This window comes from Chroococcidiopsis sp. TS-821 (genome assembly GCF_002939305.1).
GTDB lineage: Bacteria > Cyanobacteriota > Cyanobacteriia > Cyanobacteriales > Chroococcidiopsidaceae > Chroogloeocystis.
Genome location: NZ_MVDI01000006.1, coordinates 27,937 through 43,179, shown reverse-complemented (window position 1 = coordinate 43,179; position 15,243 = coordinate 27,937). Strand labels below are relative to the sequence as shown.

12 protein-coding genes and 2 pseudogenes are annotated in these 15,243 nt (G+C 43.2%); 6 read left to right on the top strand and 8 right to left on the bottom strand.

Annotated elements, in window-relative coordinates; all coding sequences use genetic code 11:
* Positions 1-41 precede the first annotated feature (41 nt).
* The 6 genes and pseudogenes from urtC to B1A85_RS15590 all read right to left on the bottom strand — a co-directional run bounded on the left by urtC (position 42) and on the right by B1A85_RS15590 (position 9,182).
* The gene (urtC, locus tag B1A85_RS15615; protein WP_104547811.1) at positions 42-1,199 is read right to left on the bottom strand and encodes an urea ABC transporter permease subunit UrtC; all 1,158 of its coding nucleotides are present in this window, start codon (positions 1,197-1,199) and stop codon (positions 42-44) included.
* A gap of 48 nt (positions 1,200-1,247) precedes the next feature.
* Positions 1,248-2,102 (bottom strand): urea ABC transporter permease subunit UrtB, encoded by an 855-nt coding sequence (gene urtB, locus B1A85_RS15610; protein WP_104547810.1) that lies wholly within the window; start codon positions 2,100-2,102, stop codon positions 1,248-1,250.
* 60 nt (positions 2,103-2,162) lie between these two features.
* Positions 2,163-3,446 (bottom strand): transporter substrate-binding domain-containing protein, encoded by a 1,284-nt coding sequence (locus B1A85_RS15605; RefSeq protein WP_104547881.1) that lies wholly within the window; start codon positions 3,444-3,446, stop codon positions 2,163-2,165.
* Positions 3,447-4,000: 554 nt separating this feature from the next.
* Entirely contained in the window at positions 4,001-5,170 is a 1,170-nt protein-coding gene (locus tag B1A85_RS15600) for a MarR family transcriptional regulator (protein ID WP_104547809.1), read from the bottom strand.
* A gap of 30 nt (positions 5,171-5,200) precedes the next feature.
* Positions 5,201-7,357 (bottom strand): ATP-binding protein, encoded by a 2,157-nt coding sequence (locus B1A85_RS15595; RefSeq protein ID WP_210404501.1) that lies wholly within the window; start codon positions 7,355-7,357, stop codon positions 5,201-5,203.
* Positions 7,358-8,469: 1,112 nt separating this feature from the next.
* Positions 8,470-9,182, bottom strand: a pseudogene (locus tag B1A85_RS15590) (IS6 family transposase).
* A 26-nt stretch (positions 9,183-9,208) separates the two neighbouring features.
* On the opposite strand from B1A85_RS15590, the gene B1A85_RS25655 reads away from it, so the two are divergent.
* From B1A85_RS25655 to B1A85_RS15580, 3 genes are all read left to right on the top strand, one after another.
* Positions 9,209-9,736: a DNA polymerase gene (locus B1A85_RS25655; RefSeq protein WP_210404525.1), complete on the top strand. Its 528-nt coding sequence runs from the start codon at positions 9,209-9,211 to the stop codon at positions 9,734-9,736.
* A 62-nt stretch (positions 9,737-9,798) separates the two neighbouring features.
* Entirely contained in the window at positions 9,799-10,065 is a 267-nt protein-coding gene (locus tag B1A85_RS25650; protein ID WP_255348408.1) for a DNA polymerase, read from the top strand.
* 138 nt (positions 10,066-10,203) lie between these two features.
* Positions 10,204-10,536 (top strand): hypothetical protein, encoded by a 333-nt coding sequence (locus B1A85_RS15580; protein ID WP_015328539.1) that lies wholly within the window; start codon positions 10,204-10,206, stop codon positions 10,534-10,536.
* Between the two features lie 42 nt (positions 10,537-10,578).
* Here the strand turns inward: B1A85_RS15580 and B1A85_RS26215 are convergent.
* Positions 10,579-11,240 (bottom strand): annotated as a pseudogene (locus B1A85_RS26215) (DUF305 domain-containing protein).
* Between the two features lie 301 nt (positions 11,241-11,541).
* On the opposite strand from B1A85_RS26215, the gene B1A85_RS15570 reads away from it, so the two are divergent.
* The 3 genes from B1A85_RS15570 (at position 11,542) to B1A85_RS15560 (ending at position 13,815) form a co-directional block, all read left to right on the top strand.
* Positions 11,542-11,871 carry a four-helix bundle copper-binding protein gene (locus tag B1A85_RS15570; RefSeq protein ID WP_015328538.1) on the top strand — a complete coding sequence of 110 codons (330 nt, stop codon included), beginning with the start codon at positions 11,542-11,544 and terminating at the stop codon, positions 11,869-11,871.
* Between the two features lie 157 nt (positions 11,872-12,028).
* Entirely contained in the window at positions 12,029-12,586 is a 558-nt protein-coding gene (locus B1A85_RS15565) for a DUF305 domain-containing protein (RefSeq protein ID WP_015328537.1), read from the top strand.
* 146 nt (positions 12,587-12,732) lie between these two features.
* Positions 12,733-13,815, top strand: coding sequence for a potassium channel family protein (locus B1A85_RS15560; protein WP_015328536.1), 1,083 nt, complete (start codon positions 12,733-12,735; stop codon positions 13,813-13,815).
* A gap of 27 nt (positions 13,816-13,842) precedes the next feature.
* On the opposite strand, the gene B1A85_RS15555 is transcribed toward B1A85_RS15560, so the two are convergent.
* A complete protein-coding gene (locus tag B1A85_RS15555; protein WP_015328535.1) occupies positions 13,843-15,186 on the bottom strand; it encodes an FAD-dependent oxidoreductase in 1,344 nt (447 codons plus the stop codon).
* Positions 15,187-15,243: the final 57 nt, after the last annotated feature.

Below are 15,243 nucleotides of genomic sequence, written 5' to 3'. Positions count from 1 at the left end.
CTTATACAAATGTCACCAATTGATAAGTTAGCCATTGCGTATCAATCCTTGGTTCGCATACTCACAAGCGGCGCTTCAGACACCTCTTTACCTTCTGGAGAAGATGGCATTGTGGAATAAGATTTTGGGAAAAACCTTGCAGATAAAGTTGGGATAATATCTGTTAATCCGTTAGGTAAAACTAGAATCACCAAAATAAATACAGAACCAATAATGAGTAACCAAACATTAATCAAGGTTTCGCTCTCACTCAGCAAGCTCTGAAGTAAATTAATAGCAATCGCGCCAATTGCCGACCCTAGTAAAGAAGCGCGTCCGCCAACAGCCGTCCAAATAATAATACTGATACTAAATCCAATTTCGAGTAGTGCTGGAGATGCGAATTGAGACGAGATTGTAAATAGAGCACCTGCAAGTCCAGCTACTAGTGCAGAAAGGCTGAATGCAAACAACTTGTAGTTCGCAATGTTGTACCCGAAATATTTAACGCGGGTTTCGTCAGCTTGGATTGCTCTAAATAATAAACCTGTTTTCGTCTCTACTACTGCTTTTAGTAGCAGCATCATTGCAATTAAAGAAACAGCTGTTAGTAAGTATGTAGTCCAGCTATAGGGATCGAACTCAAAATTGCCAACCGTAAAGTAAGCAAGGTCGGTAATTCCATTAAATCCATTAGTAAGAGGTTGCTGATCGACAATAATCAGGTTGAGAATGACAACCAAAGACAGCGTGACTATTGAGACAAAAACTCCAGAGATGTTGCCATAAAAGATGAACAGTCCTAATAGGATTGCTAGTGTAAGGGGAACTATCAAGGCAGCAAACAAGCCAAACCATTGATTTTGAAAGGGAACCCAAAGAAGTGGTAAGGTAAGTTCTTGTCCTGCAAGAGTGTTCCACACCATAAAGTCTGGTAGTGGAAAATCTGTACCTTGTCCTAAACTAGTTGGACTAAGTAGCTTTAGTGACATTGCCATGCAGTAAGCACCTAGTCCAAAGAAGGCTGCATGACCTAAGCTGAGAATGCCACAGTAGCCCCAGCAGAGGGATAGAGCAGCAGCCAGCATACCATAGGTAAGATACTGCGAAAGTCTGTTCAACCAAAATGCATCAGTAACAAACAGAGGAAGAAGTAAGATAATTGCAAAAAAAATAAGATAGGAAGGTGCAGGAATCTTGCGTACGGCTGATTTAAGCATTTTTGACAACCTCAATTTGGCGGTTGAGACCTAATTTCAACCACTTAATTAGCGTGATTTGACTGTAAAAAGACCTTGGGGGCGAAACCGAATGATAACAATTGCTATTGCAAATAATACTGCTTTGGCAATGACATCGTTGGATGCCCAAGCTACGAATGCATTCACCTGCCCAAGTAACGCAGAACTGGCAACTGCACCTATTAGAGAACTTACACCACCAACAACTACTACAATAAATGAATCAACAACGTAAGATGTTCCCATTGTTGGACTTACGCTTTGCAATCCCCCTACCATTACTCCAGCTATACCAGCTAAGCCAGAACCAAGTGCAAAGGTAAGTCCCTTTATCTGATCGACGTTAATGCCATTGCAAGCTGAAATTTGTGGATTTTGCGTCACTGCCCTCAAACAGGTACCAAAATCAGTTTTATACAAAATGAAAGTAACGGCACCAAGTGATGCGATCGCTACAGCAAAAATAGCTAAGCGATAAGGCTGAAGATTAACGCCTCCTAAAATTAAGTTTCCTGAGAGATATGAGGGCACAGAAATGTTTTGCAGCCCAGGTCCGAAGGTTAATCGAACTAGCTGTTGAATAACAATACCAACTCCCCACGTTGCTAGTAGTGTATCTAGTAGACGCCCGTATAGGTGTCGGACAACTATTCGCTCGATAAAAAAGCCAATAAGTCCGGCAACGAAAAATGCTATAGGCAGACAAAGTAAGAAAGAAATCCCGTACTGCTGAGCAACTACAGTAGTATATGCACCCAACATAATTAGCTCTCCATGAGCCATGTTGATTACGCCCATGCTGCCGTAGACGATTACCAAACCCAATGCAACTAGTAACAAAATTGAAGCAATACTCAGACCTGTTAAAAAGCTTCCTAGCATATCTTTCTTTTAGCTCAATTTGTAGTAGCTTGAATTCTCTTAAAGCACAAATTAAGATGTTCACGTTCCGGTGACGGCTTTGGCTTTTTCTTGGTCTAAACCATCTCGCAGGCAGAATCTACTCTGAGAGGTTTCGCCATATGCAGAATAAGGAAGCGGTTCAAGCGGTTCAGGATATTCATCAACAACCCTAAATTGCCCATCAGATTGAGCTTGGGCAATTCGAGGCGTAAGGAAAGCATGAGCATTATCGTCAATAACTACTCTGCCGACAGGTGCATCGTACGTTTGTCCAATCGTAGCCTCGCGAATTCTCATCGGATCTAGATCGCCTGCTTGCTCAGCCGCTTGCTTGAATATATGTACTTGCCAATAAGAACACTCCATTGCATGGTGCGTCACAGCATTTTGACCGAATCGCTCCTTAACGCGCTTAACCCACTCTGTATTGGTTGGCGATTGAATTGCTTGGAAGTAAGGAAACGAAGTATAGTGTCCTGCTGCAAACTCAGCACCCATAGCAGCAACTTCTATCTCGCTAGTGACAGTTGCACAAATAGGAAGAGACTCAGCAGTTAGACCTTGGTTTCTAAATTCACGATAGAAAGCAATGACGGAATCTCCTACAACATTTGAGTAAACAACGTCAGGCTTTAACTCTCTAATCCGATTGACTAGAGGTGCCCATTCAGTATGACCTAGTGGTAGATACTCATCTGCTACTACTTGTCCGCCATTCTCTTTAAGAAGAATTTGGCAAACTTTGGACATTTCTCTCGGATAAACATAGTTAGACCCTACAATAAAGAACCTTTTTGCATTGAGGTTTTCTACAATCCAAGGAACGAAGTTACTTTGCTGCTGGTTGGGAACTGCCCCAGTATAAATGCAATTACCACTACACTCGTTACCCTCGTAGTAAGTTGGATAATAGAGCAATCCTTTACGTTGCTGAAAAATTGGAAGAACTGCTTTGCGACTGGCTGATGTATAACAGCCAAAAACAGTTGTTACATTATCGCTAATAAGTAGCTTGCGAGCTTTCTCCTGATACGTTCTAGGATCTGAGGCTGCATCCTCTACAATCGGTACGAGCTTAGCACCACCAACTCCTCCTGCCGTATTAATTTCATCAATTGCCATCAAAGTGGCATCATGTAAAGACTTTTCAATGATTGCAAGACCGCCGGTTAAGGAGAAAAGAACTCCAACTTTGATATCGCCTCCACTCGCTGCTGCCTGTGTTGACGTATTTGTTACTTGCGTCGTTCGGTTAGCACACGAAACAGCTGCCGTAGTTGCAGCAGATGCGATCGCAGTTTGGATAAAAGTCCGCCTCTTCATCAGTTGAACCCCAATCAAAACATGAGCAGCCTTGACATACGAAAAATGTGGGCACACAAGGTACGCGCAATCTCCATTACGCGCAACCGAGTAAGCCGCCAATGCAACTACGTGCAAAACGCAATCGACGTAGTGCAGCATGCAAGCCAGACTATTGCCCTACATGCAGCTAGAAGACACGCAACGGTTAAACCAAAGATTTTAGAGTGCCATTGAACTGTCGTTATCTGTGAATCATAGAGAATGAGACTAATGCAATTTGTATACTTAACTACTGAATTGTTAACTGGTTAACTATTTTTTTGTTAACCTTTCCGCGTGTAAATTCCAGAGGCTATAGCTTTTTTTTGCAGCAAAACAACAACTCTGCAATAAAAATTAATATTAACCTGTTCATCAAAAATCAGGTTATTACTTTTAGATAGACTATTACAGATATAGTTGAAAATAACGATTCAAGTAGATTAAGCAAATAACGAATGAAATGCAAATTTACAGCAATAGAGTGTTATATACTATGTTTTCTGCTACAACTAAATTAATGCAAGTTATCTTCATTGCTCTAATGAACTTGTCGCTTGTTCCTCAAAAATTTTAATAACCTTCATTGTTAATTCAATTAATTTCTGACGTTCTATTTCACTTAGTACGCTCATTAATTCAGATATACGGTATTGATCTTGCGAAGCAATACTATCTATAAAATGTTGTCCTTTTTGCGTCAGTTTAATCATTAAAGAACGACGATCTGAAGGATGACTGTAGCGTTCAACATATCCCTCTTCTTCCAGTCCATCTACAAGTCCAGTCATGGCAGCACGCGAAACACCACAATGCTTTGCTAAAGAAGACGGACTTGCATATAACTGAGGTTCGCTACTCAAGTATATTAATACTGCTAACTTGCTTTGCGATATACCCAACTTTGCAAAATGCTCGTCTGTTGTTCGCAATATCATTCTTGCTATCCAAGTAATAAGTGACATTGTATAAAGCGTATTTGTATAGCTAGAATTAATAACTTCATGCGTAACCTCTGATATCAAATTTCCCAAAGTTTCTATTTGTTGAGCCTTTAAATTTCGCAATAAGTTTTGATTTTGTATTTCCTTATTTTGCGCGATCCTTTCAACAGCTAACATCTCGTCAAAGTGTTCGTGCTGCCCATCTTTTAATTCAACAACTTTGCTTGCTTCTAAAAGCTTTATAATTGTAGAAAATCCTCTTAAAGCAGTGACTACTGTGAAAAATAGTTTTTGAGCAGTTAGTTCAGTTTTGGTTTTGTAGTCATCAATTTCATAATTAGTTGCAACAATATTCTCTGGACATCTTCCTGGTTGACCTGTTCTTAAAATAATTCTAACTAGTTGATTTTTTAACTCCTCCCTGATGTACTTGACCAACTGTAAACCTGCATCTTCCGTTTCCATTACTACATCAAGGAAAATAATAGCAATGTCAGAATGCAACTGAATTAATTGCTTTGCTTCTTGGGCAGAGTAAGCACTCAAAAATACTAAACTTTTATTCTCAAAGGTAAAGTCACTCAGGGCTAGTTTCGTAACATTGTGTACTTCAACATCATCGTCTACTATTAAAATTTTCCAGCCACTCTCTGTTTGAGCAGGTTCCGTTTCATCAGCAAAAAGGATTTCCTCCTCTTCCTGGAAGGAATTACATTCGTAACTTTGATGGTTGTGAAAAAATTCTTGTCTGTTATTCATTACAGAAACTTCCTAATCAGGACAGTCATATCAAGTATTAACAATTTCGATAATAAACTTTGTTCCTGTGTCAGGTTTACTTTCACAGTAAATCCTTCCATTAAGTTTTTGAGTTACTAAATTGTAAACAATATGTAAACCCAGACCACTTCCTCCTTGACCTCGTTTGGTTGTAAAAAATGGTTCGAAAATTTTATTAATATTTTCTGGAGCTATTCCTTTACCGTCGTCAGAGTACTCAAAAACTATTCGCTCCTCTACCTGTTTAAAACTCAATACAATATGCCCTTGTTCGCTAGATTCATACGCGTGAATCAGTGAATTCATAATTAAGTTTGTAATAATCTGAGAAAGAGCACCTGGATAGCTATTTATGTTCAGAGAAGCGTCTCCTTTTACCTCTATAATATGTTTTGTAGTTTTCAGCTTAGGACTAAGCTGTAACAAAATTTCTTCTAAATAGCTGCTGAGATTAAATATTCGTTTTGATTCACTTGACTGATCGACTGCCACTTGCTTAAAACTTTGAATAAGCTCAGTTGCTCGTTCGAGATTGTTCAAAGTCATCTGACTAGTTTGTTGAGCCATATTTAGGTATTTTTCTAAATCAGAGCGCTTCATTTTGCCACTCTGGAAAAGCTGAGAGAAGGCAGATGTTTTTTCTATCAAAAGTGAAGCTGCTGTCACGCCAATGCCAATAGGCGTGTTAATTTCATGAGCAATACCAGCAACCAATCCACCCAAGGCTGCCATCTTTTCTGTTTGGATCAATTGAGCTTCTGCCTGCTTCAAATTGTGTAGTGTTTGTTCAAGCTGAGCAGCTTTTTCTTTCACTTGTGCTTCTGCTTGTTGCCGCTCTTTTACTTCTTGTTGCAGTTGTAAATTCCGCTTGTCTAGTTCTTCTTGCGCAAGCCGCCTGCTCTCCTGAGTTAACACTAACCACCACGAACCCATACCAATCAATACTAACGAAATAGCGTATAGCTCCATCAAGATTTCTGCTATTTTTTGAGCAGTAGTAGAAGAAAGGTTTTGTGCAGTAGCAACTTGCTGGTAATACATGATGCCTATAATAATTCCAAACAATACGGAAAGAAATAAGAAAATAGCTAAAAATTTAATTAACCGTATGCCTAATTGAGGAGATATCTTATCCCGAAAGATTGCCTTAGGAATTTGAACAGATTGTAGGTTGCGTTCTTGCTCTTCGCTATCAGTACTTTTCTTGCAAGCATCGTGGCAGCAAGCATCTAAGCTACAACACAAAGAACAAATGAAATTATCATAAACTGGACAAAATGACATATCTTGACGCGCGTACTCCTGTTCGCAAATGCAACAGCGAAGTGTGACAACATCTATTTTTGTACAGGAATCTTGACGAGCTAGGTAGTATTTACCTTTAGTCAGAAAAGCAATCGCTGGAGCTAGTATAAATGCTAATCCTAAAGCAATAAATGGTGCAAAAGCTTTGGCAATCGTGCCTAAGCCTCCGAGAAAAGCTATCATAGCTACCAGTGAGGCAATCAGCATCGAACCAAATCCTACTGGATTAAAGTTGTACAAATGGGAACGCTTGAATTCGACCTGAGAAGGGCTAATGCCAAGAGGTTTGTTAATTACTAAATCGGCAACTAAAGCTCCAACCCAAGCAATGGCTATATTAGAATACAGCCCCAGTACAGTTTCTAACGTGGAAAAAACTCCTATTTCCATCAGCAGTAAAGCAATTGCTACGTTGAACACTAACCACACTACCCGACCTGGATGAGTATGAGTTAATCGCGAAAAAAAGTTAGACCACGCTAGAGAGCCTGCATAGGCATTAGTGACGTTAATTTTAATTTGAGAGACGATTACAAATAAAACGGCGAACGATAGTGCAATTTCTGGATTTGAGAAGACGTACTCGAACCCTACCAAATACATTTGAGTGGGTTCGTTTGCTTTAGCAAGACTGATTCCGTGACTAATGGCTAACGACGCCAAGAAAGCTCCTCCTAGCTGTTTGGCAACGCCCATAATAATCCAGCCAGGTCCTGCCAGCATCATAAAAAACCACCATCTTCCTCGGTTTGTTTGATGTTCGTCTGGCAAAAATCTTAAGTAATCTACCTGTTCTCCTATTTGCGCAATTAATGAAAATGAAACAGTAGCAGCTGCTCCAAACAAAAGTGGGTCAAACACTGCACCGCTAGTAGATTGACCTGCAAAGTGAATCCAATTTGAGAGCGCGCCAGGTTCTTTATAGAGAACGCAAATGTAGGGCAGTACCATCAACACAATCCAAATTGCTTGACTCCACAGCTGTAACTGGTTAATGAGTGTCACTCCAAAAAACACTAAAGGAATGATTATTACCGAGCAAACTATATATCCGATAGGTAAAGGCAAGTGGAAATATAGCTCTAATGCTTGCGCCATAATAGCGGCTTCTATCGCAAAAAAGATAAATGTAAATGAGGCGTAGATTAAGGAAGTAATTGTTGAGCCGATGTAGCCAAAACCTGCACCGCGTGTTAGTAAGTCGATATCAATGTTGTGCTTAGCAGCATAATAAGTAATTGGCAATCCAGTTAGAAAAATAATTATGCCTACTACGATAATTGCCCAGAAAGAATTAGCAAATCCGTAGCTAATGACAAGCGATCCTCCCATTGCCTCCGGTGCTAAAAATGATGTTCCACCAATCGCTGTGTTGGCGACTAGGCACTCCGACCACTTTCTGAACGATTGCGGCGCAAATCGCAGAGCATAGTCCTCTAACGTTTCTGTTGCAACCCACGTGTTATAATCGCGTCTTACTTTAACAATTTTTAAGTTTGAATTACTTAGCATAAGACTGAATTCCAGCTAGGTTTGACACGGACAGCTTTAGCTAGATAGTACTTCCCAATAGCAAGACAAAGAGTTCGTATTGAAGATTATGCGATCGCCTCGACTCATTTCATGGCAAAATTACTTATCAGAAAATGGCTTGCTAGAAGAGATTTTTGAGATTGTTCAACCGCTCGCTTTCCCTGTAACCCCGTAGATTTTTGCTGTGAGTAGCTTAACTAACCACGTTGTGTTGTTTGCGGTGCAGGGCTTTGAGAACGAATGAGAAAAGTGTGGCACAGCTACGGTAGTGACCACGAATGACTGCTTGTTGCCATTCTCAATTCATCTTTCCACACTGATTAACCACATTAATTAATGCTTGGAGAATCTCAATACTGAAATTTTCCTCCACCCCTTGACAACTCATCATGACTGCAAAAAGTTTTTGAGAACGGTCTCTTCGGATGAAGCAGTTGGATTTAGACAGCGACTCCAAAGATTTGAGCGATAAATTTCACTTGACCTAAAATGTCTCCCTTGGACACTCCTACGAGCTGACCTTTTCTAATAGAGTTCATAGTTTCGTAACCAATTAGCGTTCTTCTGGCGGTGTGAAATGATTTGAAGCCAAGACCTGGATTAACTAATTTCTTGATAAACCTATGGTCTTGTTCAACTAGATTATTTAGATATTTGTTTTGTCGTAAGTCACAAGCTTGAGGTAGTTTCGCTCCGCTCCTGCTTTCAACTCTTTAATAGCAATAGGATAAGCTGCATTTTTATCGACGTTGATTACTCGTGGCGAGTGCGTGTGAGCCGATGAAAGTACTTTGCGAAAAAACCGTTTTGCTGCACGTCTATCTCTTTTAGCACTCAACATAAAATCAATTGTATTGCCAGCTGAATCGACTGCCCGATACAAATATTTCCACTTACCTTTGACCTTAACGTAGGTTTCATCCACTTGCCACGAATCATTAGTAGAACACAGATGTGGACGAGTGCGTTTTTCGAGTCCTGGAGCCATAAGTCTGCACCCATCGGTATACCTTTGAATGGTCAACGCTTAACCCCCTCTCCTACATCATTTGTTCCAGGTGGCGGTATGAAAGCGGATACTGAAGATACCAACGTACAGGAGAATAGTTTCGGGTTGATAGTGCCGCCACTTGAACGGTTGCTTTGGATTCATGACCGTAGGCAGAAGGATTTCCTCTCATTAAATCATTTCAGCCTACCATTTTTTGCAACAGAGCCGGAAGGATTCACCCAACGTACTACCAGCTTGGAGCCAGGTCAGGTCAGTTTTCTTGTCGCAATCCACCTTTGCAGACCATTCCTCGTGATGCGGCTGCCCGAACCTGCTTTGTAGCTGCACCAGGTTATCAAATAGTGCGAGCCGACTATTCTCAAATTGAGCTGCGAATTGTTGCCCGATTAAGTGGCGATGCCCGGATGCAACGAGCATACCGCAAAGGTGAGGATCTGCATCGGCTGACAGCAGCTCTGGTGACGGGGAAAGCGATCGCGGATGTGAGCGAGGAAGATCGACGGCTTGCCAAAGCCATCAATTTTGGGCTGATTTACGGCATGGGTGCCGCCAAACTTCAGAGCTATGCTGAGACAAAGTATGGAGTCACTCTGTCTCTAGAGCAGGCAAAAGCATTCCGAAAACGCTTCTTTGAAGCCTACGCCGGAGTGGCAGAGTGGCATGAGACGATCAAGCGTAGTTACTCCGAGGAATAAAGGAGAGCCGTACCCTAGCTGGACGTCGGCGCAGGTGGGCGGATAAACCCAGGCTAGCGGAGTTGCTGAACCATCCCGTCCAGGGATTGAATGCTGATATCACAAAGTTAGCGTTAGTGAAACTTAACAAAGTACTGGCAGAGACAGGAGCAAAGCTGATTTGCACAGTTCATGATGAGATCCTGCTGGAGTGTCCTGTTGCTGAGGCGAAGCACATCAGTTATCTCTTACATCGCGGCATGGTTGCAGCAGCTCGGAAGTTTCTGCATCCGATCTTGGTAGTCGTAGACATCAAAGTTTCAGCTAGTTGGGGTGGTGATGAGGCTTAGGGAATAGTTCTGCCTTTATGACGAGTTAAGTTTTCCCTAAGCAAAAGCAGTACGGGTGAATCTAGACTTAGGGAATAAAAACAAGCTAAAGATCCCTAAGTATTCCCTAAGCAATTTTTGCGGGATCAGGGGTGGGAGATGCCAAAGCGGAGCAAAGCAGCGCGATTGATTCAGGAACTCCAAGATTGGAGTGATGAAAAGTTAGGGGATCTGGCTGAAATGATTCAGGGGCTATTGGAGTCACGGCAACAGGAGGCAGAGGAGAAGAACCAGGAGACTCGTGAGGATGGCACACCGCTGGGGAAGCACGGAGGGCGAGGGCATATTGAGCTGAAGATGATTCCAGATTCTAAGACAGGTAAGACTTATGGACCTTACCGCTATCTGCGCTACTGGGGAGTAACGAAGAAGGGGACGATGGGATTGAAGAGCGTATATTTAGGCAAATTTAGCGAAAAAGGGGAAGAATGATTGGCTTCCCCAATGTATTAAGACGAGAAGTATTTTCCGGTATTACTGCCCGTACCAGTCCTTCCGCCACTGCACCATCTGATCAATTTCTTGCTGCTGACTATCGATGATGCTTTGAGCCAATTCTTTGACTTCAGGGCGATCGCTCTTCTCTAACGCTTCCTGTGCCATTGCAACTGCCCCCTCATGATGAGGAATCATGGCATTCATAAATCGCAAATCAAACTCTTCGTCCGCTTCTCCGAGATCCATCTGCATCGCCATGCTCTGTTGATGCGATGCGGTCATGGGCATCATCGATTGACTGGCTGCATCATACATTACTGGCTCTGCACTGGCGTTCGGATACCATGCTTGCCGCCATGCTCGTAACAACTCATTTTCTTCGGACTTTGCGATTCAATAATGTTTGCGGCAAGCTGCTGAATTTCTGAGCGGCTCGTTTTTTGCTGAGCTTCTTCCGCCATCTGAATTGCGCCTCGATGATGAAGAATTATGGCATCAATGAAGCGCAGATCAAAGTTTTCATCGGCAGGTCCCAAATCCATGTTCATCATGGAGCCATGATCCATCTGAGCCATCGTGGAGCTGCTAGGACGACTTTCAGCAGCTTGTTCGGAGGCTGTACCACTACAAGCAGCTAGGCTAAATGACACTAAAGGCACGATTCCGACCAACAGAAATGAGGCGAGTGTTTTTCTCATCAACATAACCACCTAATCAAGCCTCCAGGTTTTTGGGTCAAAGATTAACTTCTTACGAACGTTAATGATGACAAACAAAAATAAAATCAGGATGAAATCTTAGCTGGTAAGCAGCAATACAAGCAAAGACGAGTTTGTGCTAAATGCACTAAAAAATAAAATCAACATGAAATCCCTACCGTCCAAAGGTCGGAAATTATAGAAAATATCTTTACCTCAAAAGCTGGATGTACCATATCTACACAACTTCCTACCGTACTCCTATGAGAAGAAGTTTTATCGTTTCTAGGAGAATCTAACAATGCCACATCAGCAGTATAAAACCAGTATTGATGCTGCCATTCACTGTGCTTACGAGTGTGAACACTGCGCTGATGCCTGTATGGGCAGCATGGCAGAATGCGCTCGTCTCTGCCGCGATTGTGCCCAAATGTGTTGGACGATCGCTGGCTACATGAGTCGCGGATCTCAATTCATCCCTCAGGTTGTTCGAGCTTGTATCGATATCTGCGAAGCCTGCGCCAGTGAATGCGAAAAACACGATAACGAACACTGCCAAAGCTGTGCCAAGGCTTGTCGATCGGCTGTTGAGGAGTACCGTAAGGTGGTTAGTGTTGCCACATCGCGTTAATTCGACCGAAATTTACAGTTTAAGTATCAGGAGGTTGGCAAGCCTGCTTGATAAGCTTGCCAATTCCCTCTACAACTTCTGCGCTTATGTAAGTCGGCTATAGAAGTGACGGGAGGATTTGAGCGAAAGCACTATTTTGAAATAGTAGAGAAGCAATATGAACCAACAGAAACACATGTCAGGAATGGGCTGGAACCGATTCGCGGCGATGATCGCGACCTCAACGTTCATCATGTTCTTCTTGATGTATCAGCTCATATACACACTTGATCACGCAACGTTTAGTGTAAATCGACTGGTCGCCTCATTGGTGATGGGGTGCGTGATGACCGTTGTGATGCTTTCCTTTATGTGGTCGATGTATCGAGGAGTAGGAACCAAGATCGCAGTTCTCGGTTTAGCTACCGCGCTCGGCGTGATTCTGCTCTCCGTGAATAGAACCCAAGCGCTGATCGGAGATGTCAACTTCATGAAGGCGATGATTCCCCACCATTCGATTGCCATTAACAATGCGCGGAAGGCAAGCATTAGCGATCCGCGCGTTCGTGAGCTTGCGGATGAGATAATTGCGTCGCAGGTCCGTGAAATAGCTGAGATGCAGTTGCTCCTCGATGATATTGCGGAGAACGGAGAACGAGGGGAGGTCGAGCTTCCCGCTCGTTCGCTTGAGATAACCCCCGAGATGGAGCGCCAGATTAGAGAAGCAGTGCAGTAAATAGGCAGGTTTTCGTTGTGAATGCCTAGCGCGTATCGTCAATTGAGCCAGATGGCAGAAGCAGCCAAGTAAATTACTCGTAGCTTTAGTTTCGTCACTTTAAAGTAAAAAATTCTTATAATCCTGGGAAAGGAAAAAGTTGAAGCATGGACTGGCTAGTACTCGCAGGTGGTGTTGGACTGATACTCCTGGCTCTTACAGACCTTTTCTTAACCGTATTGTATCCCCGCAGTGGTAGGGGAGTGTTGAGCACGCTACTCAATCAGGGAATATGGCAACTATTTCGACAAGCTTCATACGGTCCCTGGGTCGATCGCGATCGCCTGCTCTCCTACTGTGGTCCTACCCTACTAGTAGTAATTGTCATTGTATGGACAACCTTATTGATCGGCGGATTTGCCTTCATCGTTTGGACTGCCCTAGGTTCTGGTATCCAGGCTAGCCAGGGATCAACGCCAACAGATTTTGCTACAGCACTTTATTACAGCGGCTACACCTTTACCACTCTAGGTACGGGCGACCTTGTGCCAAAAACAGGAACCTATCGGCTACTCATGATATTAGAAGCAGCCCTTGGTTTTTCGACCTTTACCCTAACGCTCACCTACTTCCTGTCAGTCTATAGTGCCTTAACGCGACGCAATACTTTTGCCTTAAGCTTACATCACCGTACTGCCAGTCAAGCAAATGCTGCCGAGTTCCTGGCGCGGCTGGGAGCGAATGGAGATTTCAATGGTGCCCGTCAGGAAGTTGCTGATATGGGCAGAAACCTGTTGGAGTTGCTAGAGTCTCACCACTCGTACCCGGTTTTACACTATTTTCGCTTTCAGGAAAGCTACTACTCACTAGCGCGGATTGCACTAATCACAGTGGATACAGCCACATTAATCAAAAGTGCGCTTAATCAAGAAAAATATCGTGCGTTAGTAGACTCTACTGGAGTTACCGAGTTAGAAGATGGTGGTTTGGATGCCCTGCTTCAATTGTCCGATTCATTCCTTCCAGATGGACATTCAGCCCACCAGAATAAATCGGAGAAAGAGTGGCGCGAGTGGTATTTCCGTGCTGTAGAGCGGCTGCAAGCTGCGAACATAGAAACAACACCTGATTTAGAAACGGGCGCAGATTTATACATTGCTTTGCGCCAAAAGTGGAATCCTTATGTTGTTGGCTTTGCTGAGTACATGGCATACAGGTGGAGTGAGATCGCTCCAGTTGAGAGAGAGTAAGTCTCTTGCAAACTCGCTTCAGTCTTGTCACTTTAAAGTGAAAAATTCTTCACCCACCGAAGGGTGAATTCCCAATGACTCATCAAAATGTTGTTTCGTCACGCCTGCCTTGAGCGCGGGTGCCAACATCTGAATGACTTCGGCAGCACACTCACCCACCATGTGAACACCCAACACGCGATCAGAATTGCTATCAACCACTAGCTTGAGCATGGCTTCCTGTTCTGCTTCACCAATTAAGTTGAATAAAGGTTGAAACGTCTTACGGTAACAACGCACTGATTCACCCAGCTTTTCTCTAGCCTGTGTTTCAGTCAAACCAATTGTTGCAGCTTCGGGCATGGTAGCAACCACATAGGGAATTCCTGCAAAACTGACTATATGGGGCTGCTTGCCAAATTCAAAATCAGCAAAGGCGCGACCAGCAGCAATTGCGGCAGGAGTCCATTGCGGACGAGGCGTACAGTCACCCACTGCGAAGATATGAGGCTGAGTGGTTCGGCCATAGTCATTAATAACGATCGCACCTTGCTGAACTTCAACCCCTGCGGCTTCCAGGTTCAAGCGATCGATATTGGCAACGCGATCAGTTGCATAGACAACAGTATTGACTGTAATAGCATCTGTAGCAGTACCAGTAAACTCTAATTGCAAGCCCTCTTGCACCTGTTCAATGCTGCTCACATGAGTGTTATTGAGAACCTGAATTCCTTGCCGGATCATTCCTGTTTGCACAGTGGTACGCAGATCAAGATCGCAATTCGGTAAGATATACTCTTCTGCCACAATCTGAGTCACCTTGCAAACTAGCCCATTCATAATGCCAGCAAATTTAGTGGCAATGTGATTGCTGCCGATGATAGCTAGGTGATCGGGTTGTTGCTTCAGCTCCAGCAATTCGCGCATCGTAATTGCATCATTGATACCCGGTATATCGGGTGTAACGCTTCTTGCACCAACAGCAATCAAAACTTTGTTTGCCGTGATCTGGTGATCGCCCAACTTGAGGGTATGCGGATTTAAGAATGTGGCATCGCCATACATCAACTCAACCCCTGCCGTTTGCAGATGATGGACGTGAACTTGACTCAAGTGATTAATATTTTCATCTCGCGTTTGGGCAAATTTTGACCAATCAAACTGACGCGGTACTTTATTCCATCCGTATTCGTCGGCGTTTTGCAAAATATGAGAAAATCCGGCAGCATAGGTCATCATCTTTTCAGGCACACAGCCATGCACCACACAGGTTCCTCCTACCTGGTCACGTTCGGCGATCGCTACTCGTGCGCCGTAATGAGCAGCCCGTTCCGCTGCGGCTAGCCCACCGGGACCTGCTCCGATCACAAACAAATCGTAATCAAAACTCATGATTAATGATCCAAATGATTTGTAGGGGCAAGACATTTAACTATCTGTTTTCTACAA

Excerpts from the sequence above, each read along its gene's own strand:
- B1A85_RS15565 (WP_015328537.1), top strand. The coding sequence starts at position 12,029 with ATGAACCAACAGAAACACATGTCAGGAATGGGCTGGAACCGATTCGCG.
- B1A85_RS15605 (WP_104547881.1), bottom strand. The coding sequence starts at position 3,446 with ATGAAGAGGCGGACTTTTATCCAAACTGCGATCGCATCTGCTGCAACT.
- urtB (WP_104547810.1), bottom strand. The coding sequence starts at position 2,102 with ATGCTAGGAAGCTTTTTAACAGGTCTGAGTATTGCTTCAATTTTGTTA.
- B1A85_RS15570 (WP_015328538.1), top strand. The coding sequence starts at position 11,542 with ATGCCACATCAGCAGTATAAAACCAGTATTGATGCTGCCATTCACTGT.
- B1A85_RS15580 (WP_015328539.1), top strand. The coding sequence starts at position 10,204 with ATGCCAAAGCGGAGCAAAGCAGCGCGATTGATTCAGGAACTCCAAGAT.
- B1A85_RS15555 (WP_015328535.1), bottom strand. The coding sequence starts at position 15,186 with ATGAGTTTTGATTACGATTTGTTTGTGATCGGAGCAGGTCCCGGTGGG.
- B1A85_RS15600 (WP_104547809.1), bottom strand. The coding sequence starts at position 5,170 with ATGAATAACAGACAAGAATTTTTTCACAACCATCAAAGTTACGAATGT.
- urtC (WP_104547811.1), bottom strand. The coding sequence starts at position 1,199 with ATGCTTAAATCAGCCGTACGCAAGATTCCTGCACCTTCCTATCTTATT.
- B1A85_RS15560 (WP_015328536.1), top strand. The coding sequence starts at position 12,733 with ATGGACTGGCTAGTACTCGCAGGTGGTGTTGGACTGATACTCCTGGCT.